Here is a 22,133-nt window from a genome sequence, read left to right as displayed (position 1 = left end):
CTATCTGCCGGATGCTACTGGCCGAGCACGTCCTTGGTCCAGCGATCGACCAGTCGCTGCTTGTTCTCGGCGGCGAAGGCCGGATCGACGGCGACGAGCTTGATCTTGTCAAGCGCGGGAACGCCGGTGCCGCCGCTGACATCGGTGCGGATAGGCAGGAAATAGGTCTTGGTCGCGCTCAGCGCGCCCTGCCCGTCCTTGGACGTCATCCAGTCAACCAGCTTCTTGGCATCGTCCAAGTCCTTGGCCCCCTTGAGGATCGACATGGAGGCAACCTCATAGCCGACGCCCTCGCTCGGGAACACGACTTCCACCGGATAGCCCTCGTCGGCAAGCTTCAGGAAGCCCGGCGTGAACTGGATGGCAATCGGCGTCTCGCCGACACCCAGCGCGCCGCTCGGCGCCGTGCCGCTCTGCGTGTAGGTCTGGATGTTCGGATTGATCGTCTTGAGATATTCGAAGGCGCCATCCTCGCCGCGCTCCTGGATGAGCGTCAGGATGACCGAATAGGCGGTGCCGGAGGATTGCGGCGACGGCATCTGGATGAGGCCCTTATAGGCGGGGTTCTTCAGATCCTCCCACGAGGTCGGGACCGGCGCGTTGCGGCTCTTGAGGATATCGGTGCGCACGCCGATGGCCAGAGGATTGGTGTAGATTGCGTGCCAATAGCCCTCCTTGTCCTTGAACTGGTCGGAAAGAGCGTCCGCGTTTTTCGACACATAAGGCTCGGTCAGGCCGCGTTCCTTGGCCAGGATGTGGTTTTCGCTGGGCGCGCCAAACCAGACGTCCGCCTGTGGCCGGGCCTTTTCGGCCTCGATGCGCGACAGCGCCGGGCCGGAAGACAGGAACACCATCTGGACATTGACGCCGGTCGCCTTGGTGAAGGCATCGAGCAGCTTGTGGGCGTTCTCCTCGTCGACGCTGGAATAGACGGTCAGCGCATGTGCGCTGCTCATGGCGAGCATCGACGCCAGCGCGGCAGCCGCAAGAGTCCGTAGCGAAAAGGTCATCATCTGCCTCCCTTTGAATGATTTTGTGCGCGGTCGAAGCACTCAAGCGGCGGACGCTCGGATAATCCGGGTTGCCGCTCTGTCTTTTTTGTTTGAGCATCGGGTTTTCCGAAAGCCGGTAGCCACTTTTCGGTCCGATGCTCTAAGCTGGCAAACTATCGGCAGAAGCCGGCAAAGGTCAACGCTGCCAGACTGCAATCCTTATTGGGCCTCGCATCGCATACCGCAGCCGCTTCGGACGTCCCCCAACGGGTGTTCGGGCGGATATGGACCACTTGCCCGGTTGGTTCGTCGCGAAAAGCTTGAAAATGAACCGCATTTCCGTCGCTTTCGCTCCGCGCACCCGAACAGATGGCCTCAATCCATTTCCCTCAAATCGACAGGTCCTGACCTAGACGACGCGGACGTCGAGGTCGCCGATACCATCGATATGGCCCTGAAGGCGATCACCGCGCTTGACCGCGCCAACCCCGGAAGGCGTTCCAGACAGGATGATGTCGCCGGGCATCAGCGTGAACAGGCCCGACAGATAGGAAATCATTTCCGGTACTTTCCAGATCATCTGGTTGAGGTCACCGGTCTGCCTGCGCTCGCCATTGACATCGAGCCAGATGGCGCCCTGGGTCGGGTGACCGACGACGCTTGCGGGCGTGAGCGGCGTGCACGGCGCGGAAGCCTCGAACGCCTTGCCTACCTCCCACGGTCGGCCCATCTCCTTCGCCTTGGCCTGCAGGTCGCGCCGGGTCATGTCGAGGGCAACGCCATAGCCGTAGATGCAGTCGAGCGCCTTTTCGAGCGGGATATCCTTTCCGCCGTTTTTCAACGCCACAACCATCTCGATTTCGTGGTGAACATCATCGGATGCCGGCGGATAGGGGAAGTCTCCGCTGGTATCGAGATTGTCCGGGTTCTTCTGGAAGAAGAAAGGCGGATCCTTGTCCGGGTCGTGCCCCATCTCGACGGCATGCGCGGCATAGTTCCGGCCGACACAATAGACCCGGTGCACCGGGAAAACGTCACCCGTGCCGGCCACGGGAATAGCCGGAATGACGGTCGGCTCGATGACATAGTTTGCGGCTGCGCCGTGCATGTTCATTGTCTTGCTCCTGCATAAAATTCGACTTTGGCTTCAACCTTTTCGATCAGTTCGGCCACCACCAGGGCGAACGCGAAAAGGATGATGGTCAGGGCCCAGAATTCGGCCATGCGGAAATTCCGCGAGAAGGTTTCGAACAGCGCGCCATAGCCGACGATGGCAACGAGCAACTGGCCGATGACGACACCCTTGACGCCGCGGATGAGGCCGAGCCGGATCCCGGCGAGAATTTCGGGAAGGGCCGCCCAGAGAATGATCTTGCCATAGAGTGCGCTGCGCGAAGCACCGTAGGAACGCGCCATTTCGACCAGGGACGGCGAGATGTGGCGAACCCCGGCACGGGTATCGAGGACGATGATCCAGATAGCGAACAGGAACACCGCCGCCACGATCGTCTTTTCGCCGAAGCCGAACAGGATCATCAGCACCGGGACCAGCGCGGAAAGCGGCGCACTGGAGAAGATGTTGACCCACATGCCGAGCAGTTCGTCGGCGAGCTTGACCCGCCCCATGAGGATGCCGAGCGGAATGCCGACCACGATCGACAGCGCCATGCCTATGACGAAGGCGCGCAAAGTGGTTACGGTCGCGCTTTGCCAGGATTGCGTCTGGACGAGATCGACGGCGGCGGCAAGCACGTGGCTGAACGGCGGCAGCAGGAAAACCAGGTCGAGCCGGCCAACGATCTCCCACGCCACGCACCAGACGAGAAGCGAGGCCATCATGGGCACGCGGTGGCCGAACAGTTTCATACCCCGACCCCGCACTTCCAAGTGGGTGCGGGCAGGCTGGCCTTCGCGGCGGTCATCACGCGATCACTCCACATACTGCTTCAGCCCCTGCCAAATCTCTTCCACCGTGTCGAGATAATGGTCGTCCCGATGAATTCGCTCGGGATCGCCGGACCGATCGATCTGAGGCTCTATGATGCGGGAAACCCGGCCGGGTCTCGGCGACAACAACACGATGCGATCGGAGATATAAACGGCCTCCTCGATCGAATGGGTAACGAAGATGAAGGTCTTGTTTTCATTGTTGCGGAGCCGGACCAGATCTTCCTGAAACTTGCGCCGGTTCTGCTCATCGACGGCGGAGAATGGTTCGTCGAGCAAGAGGACATCGGCGTCGACCGCCAAAGCGCGCGCCAGCCCGACACGCTGGCGCATGCCGCCGGAAAGTTCGTGCGGATATTTGTTTTCGAAGCCCGAAAGGCCAACCTCGGCAATGTAGTGACGCGCCTTGTCTTCACGCTGCGCCTTCGAGACGCCGCGCAATTCAAGCCCGAAAGCCACGTTGCGCATCACGGTTGCCCACGGCATCAGCGCGAAATCCTGGAACACGAAGGCGCGTTCGGGTCCCGGTGCGCTGACAACCTTGCCATTGACATGGACGGTTCCGGCATCGGCTCCGACCAGGCCGGCGATAATCTTCAGAAGCGTGGTCTTGCCGCAGCCGCTCGGCCCAAGCAGGCTCGTCAGCTTGCCGCGTGGAAAGTCGAGATCGACGCTGCGCAACGCCTCGACGTCTCCATAGACCTTGGAGATACCCCGCACCTCCACGATCGAATCGCTCGGTCCAGACACGGGTATCGGTTCTTTTTGTAAAGCGACGGCGTTCATTCAGGCTCCCCTGTCTTCGGGCCTGAAAACGCTTGTTTCGATCCACTGCAGGAAAACCAGTGTCAGGGTCGAAAGGGCGATGATCGAGGCGATGGTTGCATACATCTCGGCATAATCGGCGCGCGAGCGGTGGAAAGTGATGAGATCGCCGATACCGGTCGGCGTAATCAGCAACTCGGCCAACACGACACCGACGAAGCCCGCAGCCACGCCGAGGCGAAGGCCCGCGAAAATCACCGGGCTGGCGTCCGGCAGGATGATCTTGGTCACCACCTGCCACCGTGTGCCGAGGAACGACCGGCCCATGACGACGAGCGATTCATTGGCGTTGCGCACGGCCTTGTAGGTGTTCAGCACGATGACCGGAAGCGCCAGGATCATCACGGCAAGCGTCTTGGCCGTCATGCCGATACCGTAGACAAAGGTGACCATGGGAATGAAGGCGGCGACAGGAGCGGCCTGGAATACGATGAAGATCGGGATCATCAACCATTCGCCGGTGCGCCACAGGCCGCATAGCGTACCAAGGCCCACGCCTAGAAAAGTCGACAACACCACCCCGAGCAGCAGCGGCTGAAGCGTGGAGGCATAGGCGGTAGGCATGCTGCCATCGGCCATCAGCCTGACGAACGCCACAAAAGTGTCGGAAAAGGCGGGGAACGCAAAGCTCACCGGAATGCGCCCGGCGATCTCCCATATGCAGGCGAAAAGAACCATCGAGACAAGCCGCAGCAGGATTGGCCGGTCGCGCCACCGGCGCCGGCCTTTCGCGCGGGCAACGGGAGCGAGGCCGACGGCCCCGCTCTCTGTCCTGAACCCAGTGACCATCAGGCCGGCCTATTTCTTGCCGAGCTTGGCAACAGCACGCTCGCTGGGAGCCATATCCCAGAAATCCGTGACCTTGAGGGTAGCCGGATCGCCTTCGATCTGGCCGGCGGCGCTAAAGAAGGCGAAATCGTCCTTGGCCGCGTCTTCGCCACCGCCATTCTGCGCCAGGCTGCCCGCTTCGGCGGTTTCCTTGTAGTAGGCGGAAATCTCTGCGTCGGCATCCGCGCCGAGATCCGGAAGGAGCTTGTACTTGTTGCGCATTTCGACCGCAGACTGCGGGTTCGCGACGATTTCGCGCGCCGTCTTCATCAGTTCTTCGACCAGAATATCGACATCGGCGGCATTTTTCTGGAGATAATCCTCGGTCGCGAACAGAGCCTCATCGGTGGCGCTGACATCTTCGACCGGCAGGACGGTAAATTTGCCAGGGGCTTCTTCCTCGAGCGCGCGCCGATTGGCGGCATCGACGATGGAGGCTTTCAGCGTGCCCTGCAGAAGTGCGTTCCGGCGAACTTCGGAGCCCGGCACATAGCTGATCTTGCCGAGTGTGATACCGTTTTTCTTGGCCATCAGCAGCATGACGGCCTCCGTACCGGAACCTCGCGCCTGAACGGCAACCTCCTGCCCATCAAGATCCTTCCAGTTTTTGTAAGCCTCGCTGTTGACTACGGGAAAGAAGCGCTGCGTCGAAATCTGGTCGAACAGGCGGATCGGTACGCCGACTTTCTGGATCAGCGTGTAGGGCGCGCCGATGCCGACATCAGCCTGGCCACCGACGATCGCCTGGGAAGCCAGATCTTCGTCATTGAGGATGATCAGATCGACATTGACGCCGCGTTCCTTGGTCCGCTCAATGGCGGCAAGTGTCTGGATGGACTCGATGCCCGGCAGGTCCCCGAAGGCGATCCGCATGTCGCCGGCATTGGCGGTAGCCATGGGCATCGCGCTGCCGAGCGCCATTGCAAAGGTGGTTACAAGAATAGTGCGTCTGGATAGGCCAGTCATTTATCTACTCCTCCCATTCATATTCTAACCAATATGCGAAATGGTTAGAGCACAGCAACGGATTGGTCAAGGCGAAATCACCCTTCCCCGAACCCGCCCAAAGGGTGCCCGCGATTGACTGGTCACGGTAATCAATTTAACACCTAGCCAATGAAGCAATGCTGGATTGGTTAAGCAATGGACAGACTGGGAGACGGTGGCCACGCCGCCTTGGTGCAACTCCAGGCTTTCCTCGCGCAGATGGATCAGTCCGGCGAAACCCGATTGCCGGCTGAGCGGGAGTTGTGTGAAAGCCTTGGCGTGTCGCGCGGCGATTTGCGCAAGGCACTGACGGTCCTTGAGAGGGACCGCCGCATCTGGCGCCATGTCGGCAAAGGCACCTTTGTCGGTAGCGGCCCGGTGGAAGAGACGATCGGTATTTCGGAAATCGCGGGCCGAACCAATCCGGCCGACGTGATGCGGGCGCGGCTGATCATCGAGCCCGAGATCGCGCGCGAAGCGGCGTTGCATGCGACGCTGGACGACATAGCCGCCATGCGCCGGTCCATCGTCCATACGCGGGATGCCACGACGTGGCGGCAGTATGAGAATGTCGACAACCTGCTTCACCGGCAGATCGCGCAGGCAAGCCGCAACAATGTTCTCCTGGGCCTGTTCGACGTGCTCAACGCCGTTCGCCGCACGGTCGTGTGGGGTCGCCTGCGCTCGGACGGCTCGCATCCGCCGGCCGATCATCACAGTTTCGCCGATCATGAACGCATCGTCGATGCGATTACCGACCGCGACATGAGTGGCGCGGCAACGGCCATGCGGCTGCATCTGCAGCAGGTGGAGCGGCGGCTTATACCGGCCCGCGAAGCCGCCGAGTAACCGGACCGCCCTTGCGGCCGGCTTCAGGCCTCGTTTTGCAGCATGGCCCGGCGTTCGTCGCCGGCCACATAACGCTGGGCGATAGCGGCACAGACAAACAACTGGAACTGATGATAGAGCATCAGGGGCAGGATGATGAGGCCGGTTGCATGGCCAACGAACAGGATGTTGGCAATCGGCACGCCACTGGCGAGGCTCTTTTGCGAGCCGCAAAATAGCAGGCTGACCTCGTCTTCACGCGAAAGGCCGACCAGCCGGCCAGTGCGCCTGAGGACAACCATCACCAGGAACAACAGGACCAGATCCAACGCGACCAGGAGCGACAGGGTCGTGCCGTCGAGCCGTCCCCAAATTCCGGCGACGACGCCGGCGCTGAACGCCGAATAGATGATCAGCAGGATCGAGCCCCGGTCGACAACCATCGTCAGGAGCTTGTTCTTTTCGATCCAGCCACCGATCAGGGGGCGCATGAGCTGGCCCGCCACGAATGGCAGAAGCAACTGCACGCAGATGCCGATCACGGAACTCGCATCCAGCTTTATGCCATTGGTCGAAAGCAGCAGCGCGGCAAAGGCAGGCGTCAACACCACCCCAAGCATATTGGACAAGGAAGCCGCGCAGATTGCTGCGGGGACGTTCCCCTTCGCCATCGCGGTCAGGGCGATCGACGACTGCACGGTGGACGGCAGGATACACAGGAAGAGGAAGCCGACGACAAGTTCCTCCGGTAGCCAGGGGCGGGCGAAAAACGCCAGGCCGAGGCCGAGTATCGGAAACAGGCCGAAGGTGGTGGCAACAACCAGCAACTGCAGCTTCCAGTTGGCTATACCGGCAACGATCGCCTGCGTCTTGAGCTTCGCTCCGTAGAGAAAAAACAACAGCGCGACTGCCGCGGAACTGAGCTGTGAAACGAACTTGGCGGCGGCACCGGATACCGGCAGCACGGTGGCGATTGCCACCGTCGCGATCAGCAACAGCATATAGGTGTCGATCGGCAGTTTCTTCAGGACGCCGCGCATGGTTCATCCGCTCCCGTATGTTGACCGCGCTTTTTCTAGATGGCATTGCCCTCATTTCATAGCGTGATAGGTTCGATATCAGTAATTACATTTGTGAATGACCATGATTCCGCACAGGCTGCTCGATCTGCATCCCTCCATTCTTCGCAGCTTCCTGGCCGTGGCCAACAGCCTGAGTTTCACGACGGCCGGAGCGCGGCTCGATTTGCGTCAATCGACCGTCAGCCAGCATGTGAAAAAGCTTGAGGATGCCGTCGGCCAACGCCTCTTGTTGCGCGATACGCATTGCGTCGCCTTGACCGAACAGGGCGACGCCATGGTCGAGATGGCCCGCAACATACTCGATGCGAACGACAGGCTGGCAAATTTCTTCATCGACAAGGGACAGCGGGAAAGACTGCGTCTTGGCATATCCGAGGACTTTGCGATGTCGCGCCTCGCGAATGTCCTGATCGCGTTCAAACGCCACGATCCGCATGTCGACATCGAACTCACGGTGGGCCTCAGCGGTTATCTTTACCAACGCTTCGATGCGGGCGAACTCGACGTGATCTTCGTCAAGCGCAAACCCGGCGACCGGCGCGGCAAAGTCGCCTGGCGCGAGCGCCTGTCGTGGATCGCACGGCCGGCCTTGCGGGTTTCCGCCAGCATGCCAGTACCCCTTGTGGCGTTTTCTCCACCGAGCATTACCCGGTCGCTGGCGACGGAAACGCTCCAGAAAGCCGGGCGATCCTGGCGCATCACCTGTAGCAGCGGCAGCATCAGCGGGTTGCGTGCGGCCCTACTTGCCGGGCTCGGCGTCGCGGCTCATTCGGGCCGCCTGATGCCTACGGGGCTTTCCCGGATACAAGCCGGTGCCGGCCTGCCGCAATTGCCCGAGATCGAATTCGTCGCCATCGGCCCAGGGCGGACGCAACCGCTGGCGATGCGCATGGTCGATACGCTGGTGGATATTTCGCAAGGCTCTCAGCAAGTCTGGGAATGATGCCGTTCGCACAATCGGCGCGCGTGAGATCGACCGGCATCCGATGCCCCTTCAACGAAAAAGCCCGGCGCGAAGGCCGGGCTTTGCTTCGTGAAACGGCTGCGCGGATCAGGCGACGGCGCCGTTGATCCAGTGCGAAAGCGCGGTCTTGGGCGCCGCGCCCACTTTCATGTCGGCGACTTCGCCGCCCTTGAACATGATCAGGGTCGGGATCGAGCGTACGCCGAACTGCGCGGCAAGCTCCGGGTTCTCGTCGATGTTCAGCTTGGCGATCTTGACCTTGCCGCCGAGTTCGGTGGCGATTTCTTCCAGCGATGGGCCGATCATCTTGCATGGGCCGCACCATTCCGCCCAGAAATCGACCACGACCGGCTCCTTCGCGTCGAGCACATGGGCCTGAAAATTGCTGTTATCGACCTTGACGGTGGCCATGCTTGGGTTCCTTTCGGTTCAATGTCGCACAATATGTGGTGGCGGACGCCGCCTGGTTCAAGCCAGTTTGTGTCACGCTGCCGTGAGTCGGGCAAGAGCATCCTCCATCGCCTGGACCGGCAATTCCAGCAGCAGCGGCGTTTCGGTAAACATCAGCGCGGCGGCGACCCGCCGACCCGGATAGAGCGGCGCAAGCAGCGCACGGTAGAGCGCAAGCTGAAGGATATAGGCGGCGGGAACCCCAGCGAGCGAGGCAGGGGCCGGCCGGTTGGTCTTGTAATCGACAATCAGCACCGCGTCGGGCGTGACGGCCAAGCGGTCGATTTTTCCCGAGACTGACCGCTTTTTGCCCCTAATCTCGAGGCTGCCCATGATCGACACTTCGGCCCGCGAATCCGGGCCGAAGATCGGCGCAAAATCCGGCGCATCGAGGATCGCATCGATGGATGCCAGCGCGCGGGTACGTTCGCTGGCGGGCCAGCCGGCACCGGCGCGCGCCAGATACCGCTCGGCAGCGCTTCGCCTTTCATGCCGAGCTACGCCGGGCAGCATCTGCAGCAGCTTGTGCAACGCCAGTCCGCGCAGCACGGCAAAGCCGGGCGCGACATCGGCATCCAGCACCGGCGAGCGCGCGTCGATGACAGGCTCCTTCGCCTCGTCGATCAGCGCCGACGCGCCGGAAGGCGACAGCGGCCGCGGCAGATCCTCATCCACGGGCAGGGCGTCGAACAGGTGCATCGGCAGCGGCGCGAAATCGTCCGGCGGGCGTTCGTCTTCAGCAATAGCGGCTGTGACGGGCGGCAGGTTCGTCACATGGAAGCGATGCACCGGCTCTGTCGTGACCGGGTGCGGCCGCTCCTCGCTTTCAGGTGCACCGATCAGCGCCCGGCTGACGATGGAATGCCATGTGCCGGCGTTCGGCGCGCGTTTGCCGTGATAGCCACAGATCACCAGCCGATCCTCGGCCCGCGTCATGCCGACATAGAGCAGCCGCCTGTATTCGTCGTCGGCCAATTCGCGGGCGCGCAAAGCTGCGCCTTGCGAAAAATTATTGGCAATTTCGCTGGCGGCGCGCCAGAGATAGCCCTTGCCCTGCCAATGTGCGCCCGAGGCCGGGAACGGCATCAGGCGGGGCAGATGCTGGTCGCTGAACGGGGCTGAGCCGCCATCGACCAGAAACACCACGGGCGCTTCCAGCCCCTTGGCGGCATGCACGGTCATAACCCGCACCTCGTCGCGGCCCTGGTCCATCTCGCGCTTGATTTCGGGGCCGGCGTTTTCCAGCGTCGCCAAAAAGGCTTCCAGCCCCGGCAGGCCGGTGCGTTCCTCGGCCAGGCAGAAATTCAGGAACTCGTCCAGAATATCGCCGGCTTCCTGCCCGAGCCGCTCGATCATCCTGTTGCGCAGGCCGTCGCGCCCGAGCAGGCCGGCGTAGAATTCGAAGACCGGCTTGAAAGCGGCCTCGCTCGCCCATCCGTCCAGCCGCTTCACCACGGCGGCCAGACTGGCATCCGTGCCGGCATGCGAGCGGAGCGAGGCAATCAGCGAGACGCCTTTTTCGCGCGCTCCCGCCAGCGCAAACAGCGCTTCCTCGGAAATGTCGAAGACTGGGCTGCGCAGCACGGCGGCCAGCGACAGGTCGTCCTGCGGCTGGATGAGGAAGCGCCCAAGCGCGATCAAATCCTTGATCGCGATATGGCCGGGCAGGCTCAGCCGGTCGGCACCCGCCATCGGGATGTGCCGGTTCTTCAGGCTGCGCGACAGCGCATGCACGAAGCGGTCGCGCTTGCGCACCAGCACCAGAATATCGCCGGCCCGGATCGGCCGGCCCTTGCCCTCGATGATATCGCCGGTAGCCAGCCAATTCTGGATCGTCTGCGCCACATGCTCTGCCACCAGCACGGCCGGCGCGCGCAGATGGTTGACCGGCAGCGTCCAGTCGTCGGGTTCGTCCACCGTATCGGCACCAATCGACGGCCACACCTCCACATAGCCCGGCGCATCGTCGCGGATCGCCTTGTGGTCGAGCGGATCGGTATCATGGCTGATGCCGCGCCGGACGTCCGGGTCGGCAAAAACGCGGTCCACCGCCGACAGGACGTCCTGCGTCGAGCGAAACGACCAGGTCAGCTTGAGGTCGGCGAAATCGGCCTCGGCATTTTTGACATGGCCGGAGAAGAACAGCCTGCTCTCGTCAAAGGATTCGGGCGCGGCCCCCTGAAAGGAATAGATCGACTGCTTTTCGTCGCCGACGGCGAACACCGTGCGCAAGGTGCCGTCGCGCGCGCCCTGCCCGGCAAAAAACTCATCGGCCAGCCGCGTCACCACTTCCCACTGGTCGGGGCTGGTGTCCTGCGCCTCGTCGAGCAGAATGTGGTCGATGCCCTGGTCGAGCTTGTACTGCACCCACGGCCCGGCATCGGTGCGCTTGAGCAGATTGACGGTGCGGGTAATCAGGTCGTTGAAGTCGAGAAAACCACGCCCGCGTTTCATCTGCTCATAGCGGCCGATTAGCCAGTCGGCGGCGGTGAGCGCGGCGCGGGTGCCTTCAAGCATGCGATAGAGCGCCAGCTTGTCGCTTATCTCGATGATCGCCCCGGCTGCCTCCAGATAGCGCTCCGTCAGGTCGGGCACCGCATCGAGCAGCGCCTTGCTGAACAACCATGACGGCTTGTAAGGTTCGCCCTTCCCACTCAGGAACGCCTCTTTCAGCTGAGCGAGCCGCCGCATCGGGTCGCTCTCGGCAAAGGCTCGCCCCGCATTCACGACCAGATAGTCGTTTGCGCGATTGGCGGCGTGCCGGCTGCACGCCTGCGCCAGCATTGAAAAATAGTCAGGCGCAAAACCAGGCAACGGCCAGGCCGCGAGAGAAATATCCTCGGCGGTTTGGCCAGCCGGAAAGCCGAACTCGTCGAACAGCGCCTGAAAGCCGGAGCCGTCGCCGCCGATCTGGCCGATGAAGGCGCGCAGGCCATCGCGCTTGCGCACGATTTCGCCCAGCAGCGCATCGAGGCCCGCCTCGCCGCCGCGCTCGAGGATGGTGGCGAAGGCTTCCGCCAGTTCGACATTGCCGCCGCTGGCCCCGGAAATCATGTCGCGCCGCGCGGTGGCGAAAAGGGCGGCCTCCATCTGCGGATCGAGCATCTCGAAATGGGCGGCGATATTGGCTTCCAGCGGAAACTGGTGCAGCACGGATTCGCAAAAGGCATGGATGGTCTGGATCTTGAGGCCGCCCGGCGTTTCCAGCGCCTCGGCAAACAGCCGCCGCGCCCGTCGCATCAGGGCCGCGCCGGGCATCTTGCCGTCCAGCACCTCTATTCTCGCGATCAGGTCGTCGTCGGGCAGTTCGGTCCATTCCGACAGGGTCGAAAAGACCCGGTTCGCCATGTTGGCGGCGGCGGCGCGCGTATAGGTCAGGCACAGGATTTTCGACGGGTCCGTGCCGCGCAGCAAAAGCCGGATGACACGCTGCGCCAGCACATGCGTCTTGCCGGACCCCGCATTGGCCGACACCCATGCCGAATTGCCGGGATCGGAAGCGCGCGCCTGGTTGGCCGCCGTCTCCGCAGGGATCGGATAGGTTCTTTTCATGCCTCGCCGCTCCCTTCGTCGGGGGCATCGCCGCCGGCCGACCATTCGAGCACGCGCGCCAGATGGTCGTAATTGCCGTCCGTCTCGCCTTCGCGAAACGGCAGCGCGCGCGACAAATAGCCGGCCGCCTGATCGTGGTAGTGGACCAGCAGCTTTTCGAGCCGCGCCCAGGCTTCTTCGGCAAGATCGGCGGCAGTGCGCGGCTGGCGGTTGTATTCAAGGATGGATTCTTCGAACACTTCGCCATTGGCTTTAAGCCGCACGAAGGCCAGTTGCGACGGTTCGCGCGCGCCAAGCTGTTGGAAAGCGCCGCGCCGAAGCAGCGCGCCTTCCAGCGCCAGTTGCGGCGCAAGCAGCGTATGCGCCTGCGCCTTGGAGGGAGAGGAACCGGTCTTGTAGTCCAGAATATCGGCCATGCCGCCGGCCAGCAGATCGACGCGGTCGGCATAGCCGGAAAGCGTCACGCCGGACTGGCCGACTTGCGTCTTGTCGGCGCGTTCTTCGGCGTGGCGATGCGCCACATTCGGAGCCCGTTCGCGCTCCCATCTTATGAAGTCAACGGCGAGCTTTTCGAAGCGCGGCCACCAGACAGCTTCGACATCGGCAGGCAAAGCCGCCTCGGCAAAGCAAGCGCGGCCCGCAGCGATCAGCGCCCCGAGGGCCGCCGGATCGCGGGGATCGGACACCGTGCGGGAAAACAGGTGCAGAATGGCATGGAACAGCGTGCCGCGCTCCGCAGCGCCCGGATCGCGGATTACCGGATCGAGCGGCATCAGGCCAAGGATGCGCCGGGCATAGACGGCATAGGGATCGCGGCGCAGCGTCTCGATCTCGGTGACGGAGAAATGCCGGGGCCGCACGTCAACCGGCGGCGTCGGCTGCGGGCGCGGCGCAAAATCGCGCTTCTCGCCGGCATCCAGCGCGCGCGCCCATGAAAGCAGTTCATTGCCGCGCCGGCGCATTTCGCCCGCATGCTCCTTGCCGACGAAGGTCAGAAGCCGTTGCAGCCAGCGCGACGGCACCGCCGGGGCATCGCCCGAGCGGGCGGCGCGTGCCAGCACCACTTTGGGCGCGCCCATCGCCATCTGGAAATCGTGCGCGGCAAGACCGATGCGGCGTTCCGGCGGCTCCAGATCGATCCCGGTTTTCATCAGCCGCGACATGAAGCGGTCGCTCTGTGCCTTGCGCGGCCATACGCCTTCGTTCAGCCCGCCGATCACCAGCGTATCGACACTTTGCAGCCGCGCCTCCAGCGCGCCCCATATGGCGATGGCCTTGTCGCTGCCGCGTGACGGCTTGACCGTTTCCGGCGCGATCAGCGCCTCCATCACATCCGGCCATTCCTCCGCCGCAAAGGAAAACGACGCGGTAGCCGCCACAAGCCCGCGCAAGAATTCGGCCAGCTTTTCGCCTGCATCATCCGCATAAAGAAGGCCGAGGCTGCCGTCGGCGGCTCGGCCGAGATTTTCCAGCGCAACAATGCTGGCCTGCACCAGAGCGGCAAGCTCGGTTTCGCCGGCGCCGCGCAAGGCGATCAACGACGACAAGGCGTCCGCAAGGCGCGCAAGCATGTTTTGCGCTTGTTCGAAATCCCCGGCAGACAGACGGGCGAGCCAGAAAGGTTCGCGGCTGGCGGAACTCACCGCAGTCAGCCGCACCTCGAACAGGTCGGGCAGCGTGGCGATGTCCGGCCGGCCGGTGCCGCCGCGCAAGGCAACCAGTTCGATCACTTCGCCCGCGCGGCGAACGACAGGACGAGAAAGGCCGAGCGCCAGCAGCGGGTGCTTGAGCAGGGCCAACAGGGCCGCCGGGTCACCGGGGTGGAAGGTAGCTTCGAGCGCCAGCCGCAGCAGGCTTGCCGGTGGCGTCTGGCTGAGCGGCGTCCCGCCGGAATCGTCGGCAATGACGCCGAAGCGCAGCAATTCGGCCGAGACGCGCCGCGCCAGCGCCCGGTCGCCCGTGACAAGGGCGGCGCGCTGGCCCTTTTGCTCGACCGCGCGCCGCAGCGCGATGGCGATGGCCGCCGCCTCGTCGCGCTCATTAGCGGCTTCCAGCAGCGTGACCTCGGCAAAGGCGGCGGTAATGTCGTCGGCAGCGAACCGGCCTCTCGTTTCCGCCCAGAATTCGGTGGTTTCCGCCGGCCGCAGCGCCTCGCCGATCAATGCCGTGCGCAGCGCGAGCGGGTTTTCGCCTATTTCCCCGACGTCGCGGCGCAAAACCCCGATCTTGCCGATGAGCTTGGCGAGGCCGTATTGCGGATGGCCAAGCAGGGCGGGCCTTGCATCGGCGGCGGAAATCGCCGCGAAGGACGCGTCGTCCAGCGTCTGGTCGAGGCCGGGCAGCACGACCGCGCCGAGCGGCAGGCCGGCGATCACCGACAGAAGCTCGGCGGTGGCGGGAATTGAGCCGGTGGAGCCGGCGGCAATGACCGGCCCGGCAGGCGGGTTGCGCTTCAGCCGGGCGGCCTCCAGCCGGATCAGCGCGCTGCGGTGCGCGGCAGGGTTGGAGCGGTCCAGTTCCTCCAGCAGCGCCGGCCAGTTCTCGGTGACGATCTTCAGGAAATCGAGCGTCACCTGCCACCAGCCGGCCAGGTTTCCCGTGACCAGATCGGCAAGCTTTGTCCAGTCGGAGCCTTCCGTCTCGATCTCATCCATCAGGTCGGCCAGGTCGCGCGCCAGCCAGATGGCGTCGGCGGCGGAGGCCGGCACCACCATCTCCTCCTCGAACAGGGCCGCGACATGAGCCGGCAGACGGCGTTTCCAGGCGCGCACCAGCGGGGCCAGCAGCAGCAGCCGTTCGATGCCCGCAATGGGCGGCGCGAGGTCGAGCGCGGCGGCACTTTCCGGCGCATCGCTCTCAAACAGCGCCTCATCCTCGTCGAATTCGCCGAGCGGGCGGATGACCGGCAAGATGGCCGAGCCGCCGTCCATCTTCTCGACAAGGACGCCGCGAAGCGCGCGCGCGGCGCGGCGTGTCGGCACGTAGATGGTCACGCTGGCCAGCGCCAACGGATCGCCATCGTGACGAAAGCCGGGAATGAGCGTGCCGGAAAGCAGCGCTTCCGCCAGGGTCGGCAGGAACGGCGCACCGGGTGGAATGGAAAGAACGCGCCGCGCGCCGTTCATGGCGTCCCGGCGAGTGCGGCGGCAACAGCTTCTTCGGCAAGCGGAATGGCGTCCGGCGTACCGACCGTGATCCAGCTGCCGTCAATGGCCATGCCGAACAGGCGGTTTTTGGCGATGGCCGCATCGAAATAGCTGTTGAGGGAATGCGGCCCCGCAGGCGCGCCGTCGAAAATGCGCGGATGGATGATCGCCGCGCCGGCATAGATCAAGCCGGCCGGGTCGCCCATCGAGCGGCGCAGCGCTCCGTTTGGCGCGGCCGAAAAATCCGTACCGCCGCTGTGGCCGGTGGCTGAGTCGATGTCTGCGAGCATCAGCAGAATATCCATGCTCGCGTCGTCCCATGCAAGGGCAAGGCGGGCGAGACTTGGCGCGCCGCGGTCGATCCAGAATGTATCGGCGTTGAGCACGAAGAAGGGGGCGTCGCCCAGTTCCGGCAGCGCCTTGACGATACCGCCGGCGGAATCGAGCAGGCCGTCGCTTTCATCGGAAATGACTATTTTCGGCGCGGTGCGGTGGGCCGTGTGAGCGGCAATCTGCTCAGGAAAATAATGGACATTGACGACTGCCTTGGCGACGCCGGCGTCGGCCAGGCTGTCCAGTCCCCAGTCGAGTAGGGTCTTGCCGGCAACCTTCACCAGTGGCTTGGGCATCGTCTCGGTGATCGGCCGCATGCGCTTGCCGAGGCCGGCGGCGAGCACCATGGCTGTTTTTGGGGCGGGCGCGATCAAAGCGTTCGCTCTTCGAGCAGGCCGTGTTCGGTGTAGAAATCGCGCAGGCCGGCCAGCGCCGGATGCGCCAGCGCCCGACGCAGATAATCGCGAATGCGCGGCAGGTGTTTCAGATAGGCCGGCTTGCCGTCGCGCCGGTCGAGGCGCACGAAAATGCCCAAAATCTTGGAATTGCGTTGCGCCGCCATGATTGCATAGGTTTCGATAAAGGCTTCCTCGTCAAATGCGCCGGCGGCGTGGCGCGCGGCGATATAGGCGTCGAGCGTCTGCTGCTCGATGTCCGAGGATACCGTAACCCGTGCATCCATGGCCAGCGACGCGACGTCATAGGCGCCCGGAGCGATCAGCGCGTCCTGGAAATCGATGATGCCTAGCCGGTCATGGCCGAGCCGTTCAGCGCGCCAGATGATGTTGGGCGAATGAAAATCGCGCAGCATCAGCGTGGTTTCCCGGCCGTCGAGGCGGTCGAAGAGAGCATCCCACTCGCGCTGGTAGCCCGCCCGAAGCTCTTCGCTCGCCGGTCTGCCAGACATCGCCGGCACATACCAGTCGACCAGAAGCTCCGCCTCGATCATCATGGCGTCGCGATCGAAGGGCGGCACGTCGTGAAAGATGCCGGGGGCTGCTTCCAGATGGTAGAACCATGGTTTGCCATGCATCATGGCGAGCAATTCGGCCGCCGTCGTATAGCGCTCCGCGACCGGCTGGCCGTCGGCGTCGAGGAAATTGCCGGAGCCGAGATGGCTGGTCAGCAGGAAGCCGCGTTCGAGGTCTTGCGCATGGATTTCCGGAACGCTGACGCCGCCCGCCGCCAGGGCGCGGTCGATGGCGACGAAAGCCGCGACCGTTCGCGAGGTGTGGGCGATCAGCGCATAGGGCTTGCCATCGCGCACCGGCGGCCCCAGCACCAGTTCCGGCGAATTCATCAGCACGCGCGGCGCAAACCCTTCCAGAGTCACGATCTCGTAGGCGCGGGCGGAAGCATCGCCGACGAAATGCCGGCGCTTGGTCTCGCCCCAGCCGGCGCGGTCGAGAAAATCGCGCATGAAAAGCGAACGGGCGATGCGCTCGAAGGTTTTTCCCTGTCCTGACAGGCGGGCGAGACGGCCTTCGTCGCGATGGTCGAGTTCGACCAGAATGGTTGCCGACGGCAGGCGGTTGCCGGCACGGTCCGGCCATTCGACCAGCGCAGCACCTGTGTTCAGCGCCTCGTCGAAACCGAGTTCATCGAGTTCATGGGCAGATGCCAGCCGGTACAGGTCGAAATGATGCACCGGAAAGCGCGCGTCATAGCTCTGGACAAGCGTGAAGGTCGGGCTTGGCACGTCGAGGTTTTCGTCATCGGCCAGCGCCCGGATTAGGGCGCGCGCCAGCGTCGACTTGCCGGCTCCGAGGTCACCGGAGAGCGCCAGCACGTCGCCGGGGCGCAGTGCCATGGCGAGGTCTTCGCCCAGCCGGGCCGTTGCCGCATCGTCGGCGAGAAAGCGCTCCAGCATCCGCCTGCGCCGCCCTATTCTGCGGCGGCACGAAGGCCGGCAGGAACGGTCGGGAACGTGCAGACAACGGTGGTGCCGAGGGCCTCGCCCGTCTCGATATGCACGCTGCCGCCATGCAGTTCGACGAAGCTTTTGACGATCGACAGGCCGAGCCCTGCACCCCGGCGGCGGCCGCCATTGGGGCGCGGCTCGAAGCGGCGAAACACCGAATCCAGCACGTCCTGCGACATGCCGGGCCCGTCGTCATGCACGGAAAATTCCACGCCATCCGCAGATTGACGGCAGGCAAGCCTGATCGTGCTTGCTTCCGGCGCGTAATTGGCAGCGTTGCTCAGCAGGTTGTAGAGTATCTGGCGGACGCGGATTTCGTCGCCATGGAAGCTCTTGGGCGCTTGCCCGGCGTCGATCTCCAGCTTGATCGCGTGCTCTTCCAGCCTGTCGGATACCAGTTCGGCAGCAGCCGCGATCGCGCCCTCCACCGGAACTTCGGAAATCTCGAGCTGCATGATGCCGGCATCGACCGTGGCGAGATCGAGAATATCGTTGACGATGGTAAGCAGCACCGCCGACGACGAGCCGACATGCTCGACATATTCGCTCTGCCGCTGCGTCAGCGGCCCGGTGGACGATAGTGACAAAAGCTCGGTGAAGCCGATGATATTGGTCAGCGGCGAGCGCAGCTCGTAGGAAACATGCTGGACGAAATCGTTCTTGAGCTGGTCCGACTTCAGCAGCGCCTCGTTCTTGTCCTTCAGCGCGCGCTCAACCTGGACGCTGTCGGTCACGTCGACGAAGGTCGTCATGACCTGGCCGTTGGGCAAATGGATGACGGCGAAGCTCAAAATCTTGCCGCTGGCCAGTTCGGTCTGGCCGTGGCGGTCGCGCCGTTCCTCGTCGAAGCCGGTGATCGTCGCCGCAAACCCGCCCCAGGGACTGTCGACCGCCTTGCGCGCGCACAGGTCGCGGATCGCGGAAACGTGGACACTGGGCGTGATGGCTTCATGATCCAGCCCCCACAGCGCGGCAAAAGCCGGATTGGAAAGGCGAAGCCTGCCGTCCGGGCCGAACACGGCGACGCCTTCGGCCAGATTGTCGAGCGTTTCGCCCTGCACGCGCACCGCCGTCTGGTAGCGGCTTTCCAGATCGATCTTCTCGGTCAGGTTCTCGAACACCCAGGTCACGCCGCCCTTGGGCTGCGGATTGGCCACGACGCGGATGGTCTTGCCGTCGGGCAGGTGCCACCAGTGCTCTTGCGGCTCCACGGAGCGGTAAGCGGAAAGAAGGGTTTCCTTCCAGCGCCGCCATTCCGGCTGCTCGGCGATCTTGCTTTCGCTGCGCAGCCGGTCGAGCAGCAGCGCATTGTCGGGCGCGCTGTGCAGGAAGCCGCTGTCCAGGCTCCAGAGTTTCTGGAACGCCTGGTTGAAGAAGCGCAGCTTTTCGTCGGTATCGAAGGTTGCAACAGCCGTGTTGAGCTGGTCGAGCGTATCGGCATGGCTTCTTACCGTCCGCTCATATTCGCGGTGGATCGCCTCGACGGCGCTGGTGTCGCTGGCAAGGCCGGCAGAGCCGTAGGGACCGTTGAAATCCGTGACCGCATAGATGCGCCGATCGCCTTCGATGACGGTCGAGAGCGCCTGCTCGAAGACAGGCCGCAGCTTTTGCTGCTCGGCAATCGCCTCACGTGCCTGGCCGCCCAGAAATTCCTTTTCTTCGCGGACCGCCGTTCCCGAATCCTCCGCCTCTACGGCCTGCGCATAGGCACGGTTGACCCATTTCAGGCGTCCAGCGGCGGTGCGCATCCACACCGGCATCTTGAGGGCCGAGAAAAGACCGAGCATGGTGTCGTTGTCTTCGGCAAGCTGCTGGTTTTCCAGTTTCAACCGGGCCTGGCTTCGCTGGGTCTGCGACAGCGACACGAAGCGGACCATGATTTGGGCCGCGCTCTTGCGGCCATGCACGTCCAGCGGCATCCCCGCCTGCGTTTCGGCGACAAAGTCGAACGTTGCTCCCTTTTCGCGCAGAGCCGCGATGGCGTGCTCGAGCGTGGCCGCCGAGCGCGGCGTCAACCATCGCCCGAAAGCAAGGAACGCTGCCCGCTCCTCGGGGGCACCGCTGTCGATGGGCAGCCCACCCACCAGTTCGGGCTTCCTGTTGTCCATTCCCCAGACGACGACGCGCTGGTCGCGCAGGTTGAGCATCGCCTCGTAACGCTGCAGGCTAGCGCCTGTGTCGGCCAGGCGGCTCTTGAGGGTTACGTTTTCCGCCGCAATACGGGCCCGCTCGCGAATGAGCACGATGGCCAGCAAAAGGGCCGCCCCCATGACGCCGGCGAAGACTGCCGCCTGCATGACGTCGACCGTGTTGAACGAAATCGGCGCACGGGCGCGGGCGCTCTGGGCATGGGCGGACAGGCTGGAAAGTGAGTGGGCGAGCGCCGAACCGGCGAGAAGCATGGCGACCCGGCACGGCCGGCGCCAATGGGCACTGTTGGCCACATGGCTCTCGATCACCGAATCCTCACGGCCGCCGGAAACGGCCTTTCCCGCGTAAAGCGGGGTTTTCCCCGGCATGTCCTGGTCCTCTCCGCCGCCTGAATGCAAGACCGCCCCGATCGCGCCCATGCCGACCCCGTCCGGCCAAAACGAAAGCGAATCACCCCACCATAAACGCTCGCCGAATCGACGTGAAGCCGGTTCCGGCGCAAAAATAAAAGCCGGGCGATTGTCAATCGCCCGGCTACAATATCTTGTGTAGGTTTACGCTATGGTTAATAGCGGTAGTGTTCCGCCTTGAACGGACCCTGCGGGGTCACGCCGATATAAGCGGCCTGCTCGCCGCTGAGCGTGGTGAGCTTGGCGCCGAGCTTGTCGAGGTGCAGGCGCGCCACCTTCTCGTCGAGATGCTTGGGCAGCACATAGACCTGGTTCTCGTATTGGTCCGGCTTGGTGAACAGTTCGATCTGGGCCAGCGTCTGGTTGGTGAAGGACGCCGACATGACGAAGCTTGGATGCCCCGTGGCGTTGCCCAGATTGAGCAAGCGGCCTTCCGACAGAAGGATCATGCGCTTGCCGTCCGGGAAGGTGATCATGTCGACCTGCGGCTTGACGTTGGTCCATTTCAGATTGCGCAGCGCAGCCACCTGAATCTCGTTGTCGAAGTGGCCGATATTGCCGACGATGACCATGTCCTTCATCACCCGCATATGGTCGAGGGTGATGACGTCCTTGTTGCCGGTGGTGGTGATGACGATGTCGGCGGTCGGGGCGGCATCTTCGAGCGTGACCACTTCAAAGCCGTCCATGGCAGCCTGCAGCGCGCAGATCGGATCGACCTCCGTGACCTTGACGCGGGCGCCCGCGCCGCTGAGCGAAGCCGACGAGCCCTTGCCGACGTCGCCATAGCCGCAAACGACGGCGACCTTGCCGGCCATCATCACGTCGGTGCCGCGACGGATGCCGTCGACCAGCGATTCCTTGCAGCCATATTTGTTGTCGAACTTCGACTTGGTGACCGAATCGTTGACGTTGATTGCCGGGAACGGCAGCAGGCCCTTCTTCTGCAACTGATAGAGCCGGTTGACGCCCGTGGTCGTTTCTTCGGTGACGCCCTTGATGGCATCGCGCTGCTTGGTGAAGAAGCCAGGCGAAGCCTTCATGCGCTTCTTGATCTGGGCGACGAAATATTCCTCTTCCTCGCTTTGCGGGTTGGACAGCACGTCCTCGCCTGCCTCGGCGCGTGCGCCGGTGAGGATATACATGGTGGCGTCGCCGCCATCGTCGAGGATCATGTTGGTGAGGCCACCATCGGTCCACTGGAAGATGCGGTCGGTGTAGGTCCAGTAATCCTCCAGCGTCTCGCCCTTGACGGCGAAGACCGGAACGCCGGCGTCTGCAATAGCAGCGGCGGCATGATCCTGCGTCGAAAAAATGTTGCAGGAAGCCCAGCGGATGTCGGCGCCGAGCTCCTTGAGCGTCTCGATCAGCACCGCCGTCTGGATGGTCATGTGCAGCGAACCGGTAATGCGCGCGCCTTTCAGCGGCTGCGCCTTGCCGAATTCCTCGCGGCAGGCCATCAAGCCCGGCATTTCGGTTTCGGCAATCTCGATTTCCTTGCGGCCCCAGCCGGCAAGGCCGATATCGGCAATCACATAATCCTTGCTACCCGTCATGGCAGTTCTCCACTGAGCGTTGCTTGCGAATGCGCGCGGCACGGACAGTACAGGCGCGAATTGGATGCGTGCCTAGCAGATCGGGCCCGAAACGACAATGGGATATAAGGAAATCTTTATCTGTGCATACCTTGCCATGACGGCAGGCGGTGCGTGGCGCC

General features: G+C 63.5%; 16 protein-coding genes. 2 read left to right on the top strand and 14 right to left on the bottom strand.

All coding sequences use genetic code 11. The features are described from left to right. Positions 1–14: 14 nt before the first annotated feature. From ACX3P1_RS01255 to ACX3P1_RS01230, 6 genes are all read right to left on the bottom strand, one after another. The gene (locus ACX3P1_RS01255; protein WP_459077703.1) at positions 15–1,013 is read right to left on the bottom strand and encodes an ABC transporter substrate-binding protein; all 999 of its coding nucleotides are present in this window, start codon (positions 1,011–1,013) and stop codon (positions 15–17) included. Positions 1,014–1,401: 388 nt separating this feature from the next. Then, the gene (locus ACX3P1_RS01250) at positions 1,402–2,100 is read right to left on the bottom strand and encodes a fumarylacetoacetate hydrolase family protein (protein ID WP_459077917.1); all 699 of its coding nucleotides are present in this window, start codon (positions 2,098–2,100) and stop codon (positions 1,402–1,404) included. 2 nt (positions 2,101–2,102) lie between these two features. Next, positions 2,103–2,858, bottom strand: a complete 756-nt coding sequence (locus ACX3P1_RS01245; protein ID WP_459077702.1) for an ABC transporter permease — start codon at positions 2,856–2,858, stop codon at positions 2,103–2,105. A 63-nt stretch (positions 2,859–2,921) separates the two neighbouring features. Continuing rightward, the gene (locus tag ACX3P1_RS01240; protein ID WP_459077701.1) at positions 2,922–3,725 is read right to left on the bottom strand and encodes an ABC transporter ATP-binding protein; all 804 of its coding nucleotides are present in this window, start codon (positions 3,723–3,725) and stop codon (positions 2,922–2,924) included. Then, entirely contained in the window at positions 3,726–4,553 is an 828-nt protein-coding gene (locus ACX3P1_RS01235; RefSeq protein ID WP_459077700.1) for an ABC transporter permease, read from the bottom strand. 9 nt (positions 4,554–4,562) lie between these two features. After that, positions 4,563–5,558, bottom strand: coding sequence for an ABC transporter substrate-binding protein (locus tag ACX3P1_RS01230; RefSeq protein WP_459077699.1), 996 nt, complete (start codon positions 5,556–5,558; stop codon positions 4,563–4,565). A 177-nt stretch (positions 5,559–5,735) separates the two neighbouring features. Between ACX3P1_RS01230 and ACX3P1_RS01225 the strand changes: the two genes are divergently transcribed. Next, positions 5,736–6,428 (top strand): FadR/GntR family transcriptional regulator, encoded by a 693-nt coding sequence (locus ACX3P1_RS01225; RefSeq protein WP_459077698.1) that lies wholly within the window; start codon positions 5,736–5,738, stop codon positions 6,426–6,428. Positions 6,429–6,451: 23 nt separating this feature from the next. Here the strand turns inward: ACX3P1_RS01225 and ACX3P1_RS01220 are convergent, their stop codons facing one another. Next, positions 6,452–7,447 (bottom strand): bile acid:sodium symporter family protein, encoded by a 996-nt coding sequence (locus ACX3P1_RS01220; RefSeq protein ID WP_459077697.1) that lies wholly within the window; start codon positions 7,445–7,447, stop codon positions 6,452–6,454. Positions 7,448–7,544: 97 nt separating this feature from the next. On the opposite strand from ACX3P1_RS01220, the gene ACX3P1_RS01215 reads away from it, so the two are divergent. Further along, a complete protein-coding gene (locus ACX3P1_RS01215) occupies positions 7,545–8,432 on the top strand; it encodes a LysR substrate-binding domain-containing protein (RefSeq protein WP_459077696.1) in 888 nt (295 codons plus the stop codon). A 108-nt stretch (positions 8,433–8,540) separates the two neighbouring features. On the opposite strand, the gene trxA is transcribed toward ACX3P1_RS01215, so the two are convergent. The 7 genes from trxA to ahcY form a co-directional block, all read right to left on the bottom strand. After that, positions 8,541–8,864 (bottom strand): thioredoxin, encoded by a 324-nt coding sequence (gene trxA, locus ACX3P1_RS01210; protein ID WP_459077695.1) that lies wholly within the window; start codon positions 8,862–8,864, stop codon positions 8,541–8,543. Positions 8,865–8,936: 72 nt separating this feature from the next. After that, complete coding sequence (gene addA, locus ACX3P1_RS01205) at positions 8,937–12,455, bottom strand: double-strand break repair helicase AddA (protein ID WP_459077694.1); 3,519 nt, start codon at positions 12,453–12,455, stop codon at positions 8,937–8,939. Further along, complete coding sequence (addB, locus tag ACX3P1_RS01200; protein WP_459077693.1) at positions 12,452–15,580, bottom strand: double-strand break repair protein AddB; 3,129 nt, start codon at positions 15,578–15,580, stop codon at positions 12,452–12,454. Before addB ends, addA begins: the two co-directional genes overlap by 4 nt. After that, entirely contained in the window at positions 15,577–16,281 is a 705-nt protein-coding gene (locus ACX3P1_RS01195; protein ID WP_459077916.1) for a nucleotidyltransferase family protein, read from the bottom strand. The genes addB and ACX3P1_RS01195 overlap by 4 nt, the downstream gene beginning before the upstream one ends. A 23-nt stretch (positions 16,282–16,304) precedes the next feature. Then, the gene (gene tsaE, locus ACX3P1_RS01190; protein ID WP_459077692.1) at positions 16,305–17,804 is read right to left on the bottom strand and encodes a tRNA (adenosine(37)-N6)-threonylcarbamoyltransferase complex ATPase subunit type 1 TsaE; all 1,500 of its coding nucleotides are present in this window, start codon (positions 17,802–17,804) and stop codon (positions 16,305–16,307) included. 14 nt (positions 17,805–17,818) lie between these two features. Further along, entirely contained in the window at positions 17,819–20,374 is a 2,556-nt protein-coding gene (locus tag ACX3P1_RS01185) for a sensor histidine kinase (protein ID WP_459077691.1), read from the bottom strand. Positions 20,375–20,571: 197 nt separating this feature from the next. Beyond that, positions 20,572–21,972, bottom strand: coding sequence for an adenosylhomocysteinase (ahcY, locus tag ACX3P1_RS01180; RefSeq protein WP_459077690.1), 1,401 nt, complete (start codon positions 21,970–21,972; stop codon positions 20,572–20,574). Positions 21,973–22,133: the final 161 nt, after the last annotated feature.

The organism is Mesorhizobium sp. A623 (assembly GCF_054489405.1).
Note: the sequence above shows the minus strand (reverse complement) of the source record. Positions and strands in the feature narration are given on the sequence as shown.

Excerpts from the sequence above, each read along its gene's own strand:
- ACX3P1_RS01255 (WP_459077703.1), bottom strand. The coding sequence starts at position 1,013 with ATGATGACCTTTTCGCTACGGACTCTTGCGGCTGCCGCGCTGGCGTCG.
- ACX3P1_RS01250 (WP_459077917.1), bottom strand. The coding sequence starts at position 2,100 with ATGCACGGCGCAGCCGCAAACTATGTCATCGAGCCGACCGTCATTCCG.
- ACX3P1_RS01245 (WP_459077702.1), bottom strand. The coding sequence starts at position 2,858 with ATGAAACTGTTCGGCCACCGCGTGCCCATGATGGCCTCGCTTCTCGTC.
- ACX3P1_RS01240 (WP_459077701.1), bottom strand. The coding sequence starts at position 3,725 with ATGAACGCCGTCGCTTTACAAAAAGAACCGATACCCGTGTCTGGACCG.
- ACX3P1_RS01235 (WP_459077700.1), bottom strand. The coding sequence starts at position 4,553 with ATGGTCACTGGGTTCAGGACAGAGAGCGGGGCCGTCGGCCTCGCTCCC.
- ACX3P1_RS01230 (WP_459077699.1), bottom strand. The coding sequence starts at position 5,558 with ATGACTGGCCTATCCAGACGCACTATTCTTGTAACCACCTTTGCAATG.
- ACX3P1_RS01225 (WP_459077698.1), top strand. The coding sequence starts at position 5,736 with ATGGACAGACTGGGAGACGGTGGCCACGCCGCCTTGGTGCAACTCCAG.
- ACX3P1_RS01220 (WP_459077697.1), bottom strand. The coding sequence starts at position 7,447 with ATGCGCGGCGTCCTGAAGAAACTGCCGATCGACACCTATATGCTGTTG.
- ACX3P1_RS01215 (WP_459077696.1), top strand. The coding sequence starts at position 7,545 with ATGACCATGATTCCGCACAGGCTGCTCGATCTGCATCCCTCCATTCTT.
- trxA (WP_459077695.1), bottom strand. The coding sequence starts at position 8,864 with ATGGCCACCGTCAAGGTCGATAACAGCAATTTTCAGGCCCATGTGCTC.
- addA (WP_459077694.1), bottom strand. The coding sequence starts at position 12,455 with ATGAAAAGAACCTATCCGATCCCTGCGGAGACGGCGGCCAACCAGGCG.
- addB (WP_459077693.1), bottom strand. The coding sequence starts at position 15,580 with ATGAACGGCGCGCGGCGCGTTCTTTCCATTCCACCCGGTGCGCCGTTC.
- ACX3P1_RS01195 (WP_459077916.1), bottom strand. The coding sequence starts at position 16,281 with ATGGTGCTCGCCGCCGGCCTCGGCAAGCGCATGCGGCCGATCACCGAG.
- tsaE (WP_459077692.1), bottom strand. The coding sequence starts at position 17,804 with ATGCTGGAGCGCTTTCTCGCCGACGATGCGGCAACGGCCCGGCTGGGC.
- ACX3P1_RS01185 (WP_459077691.1), bottom strand. The coding sequence starts at position 20,374 with ATGCCGGGGAAAACCCCGCTTTACGCGGGAAAGGCCGTTTCCGGCGGC.
- ahcY (WP_459077690.1), bottom strand. The coding sequence starts at position 21,972 with ATGACGGGTAGCAAGGATTATGTGATTGCCGATATCGGCCTTGCCGGC.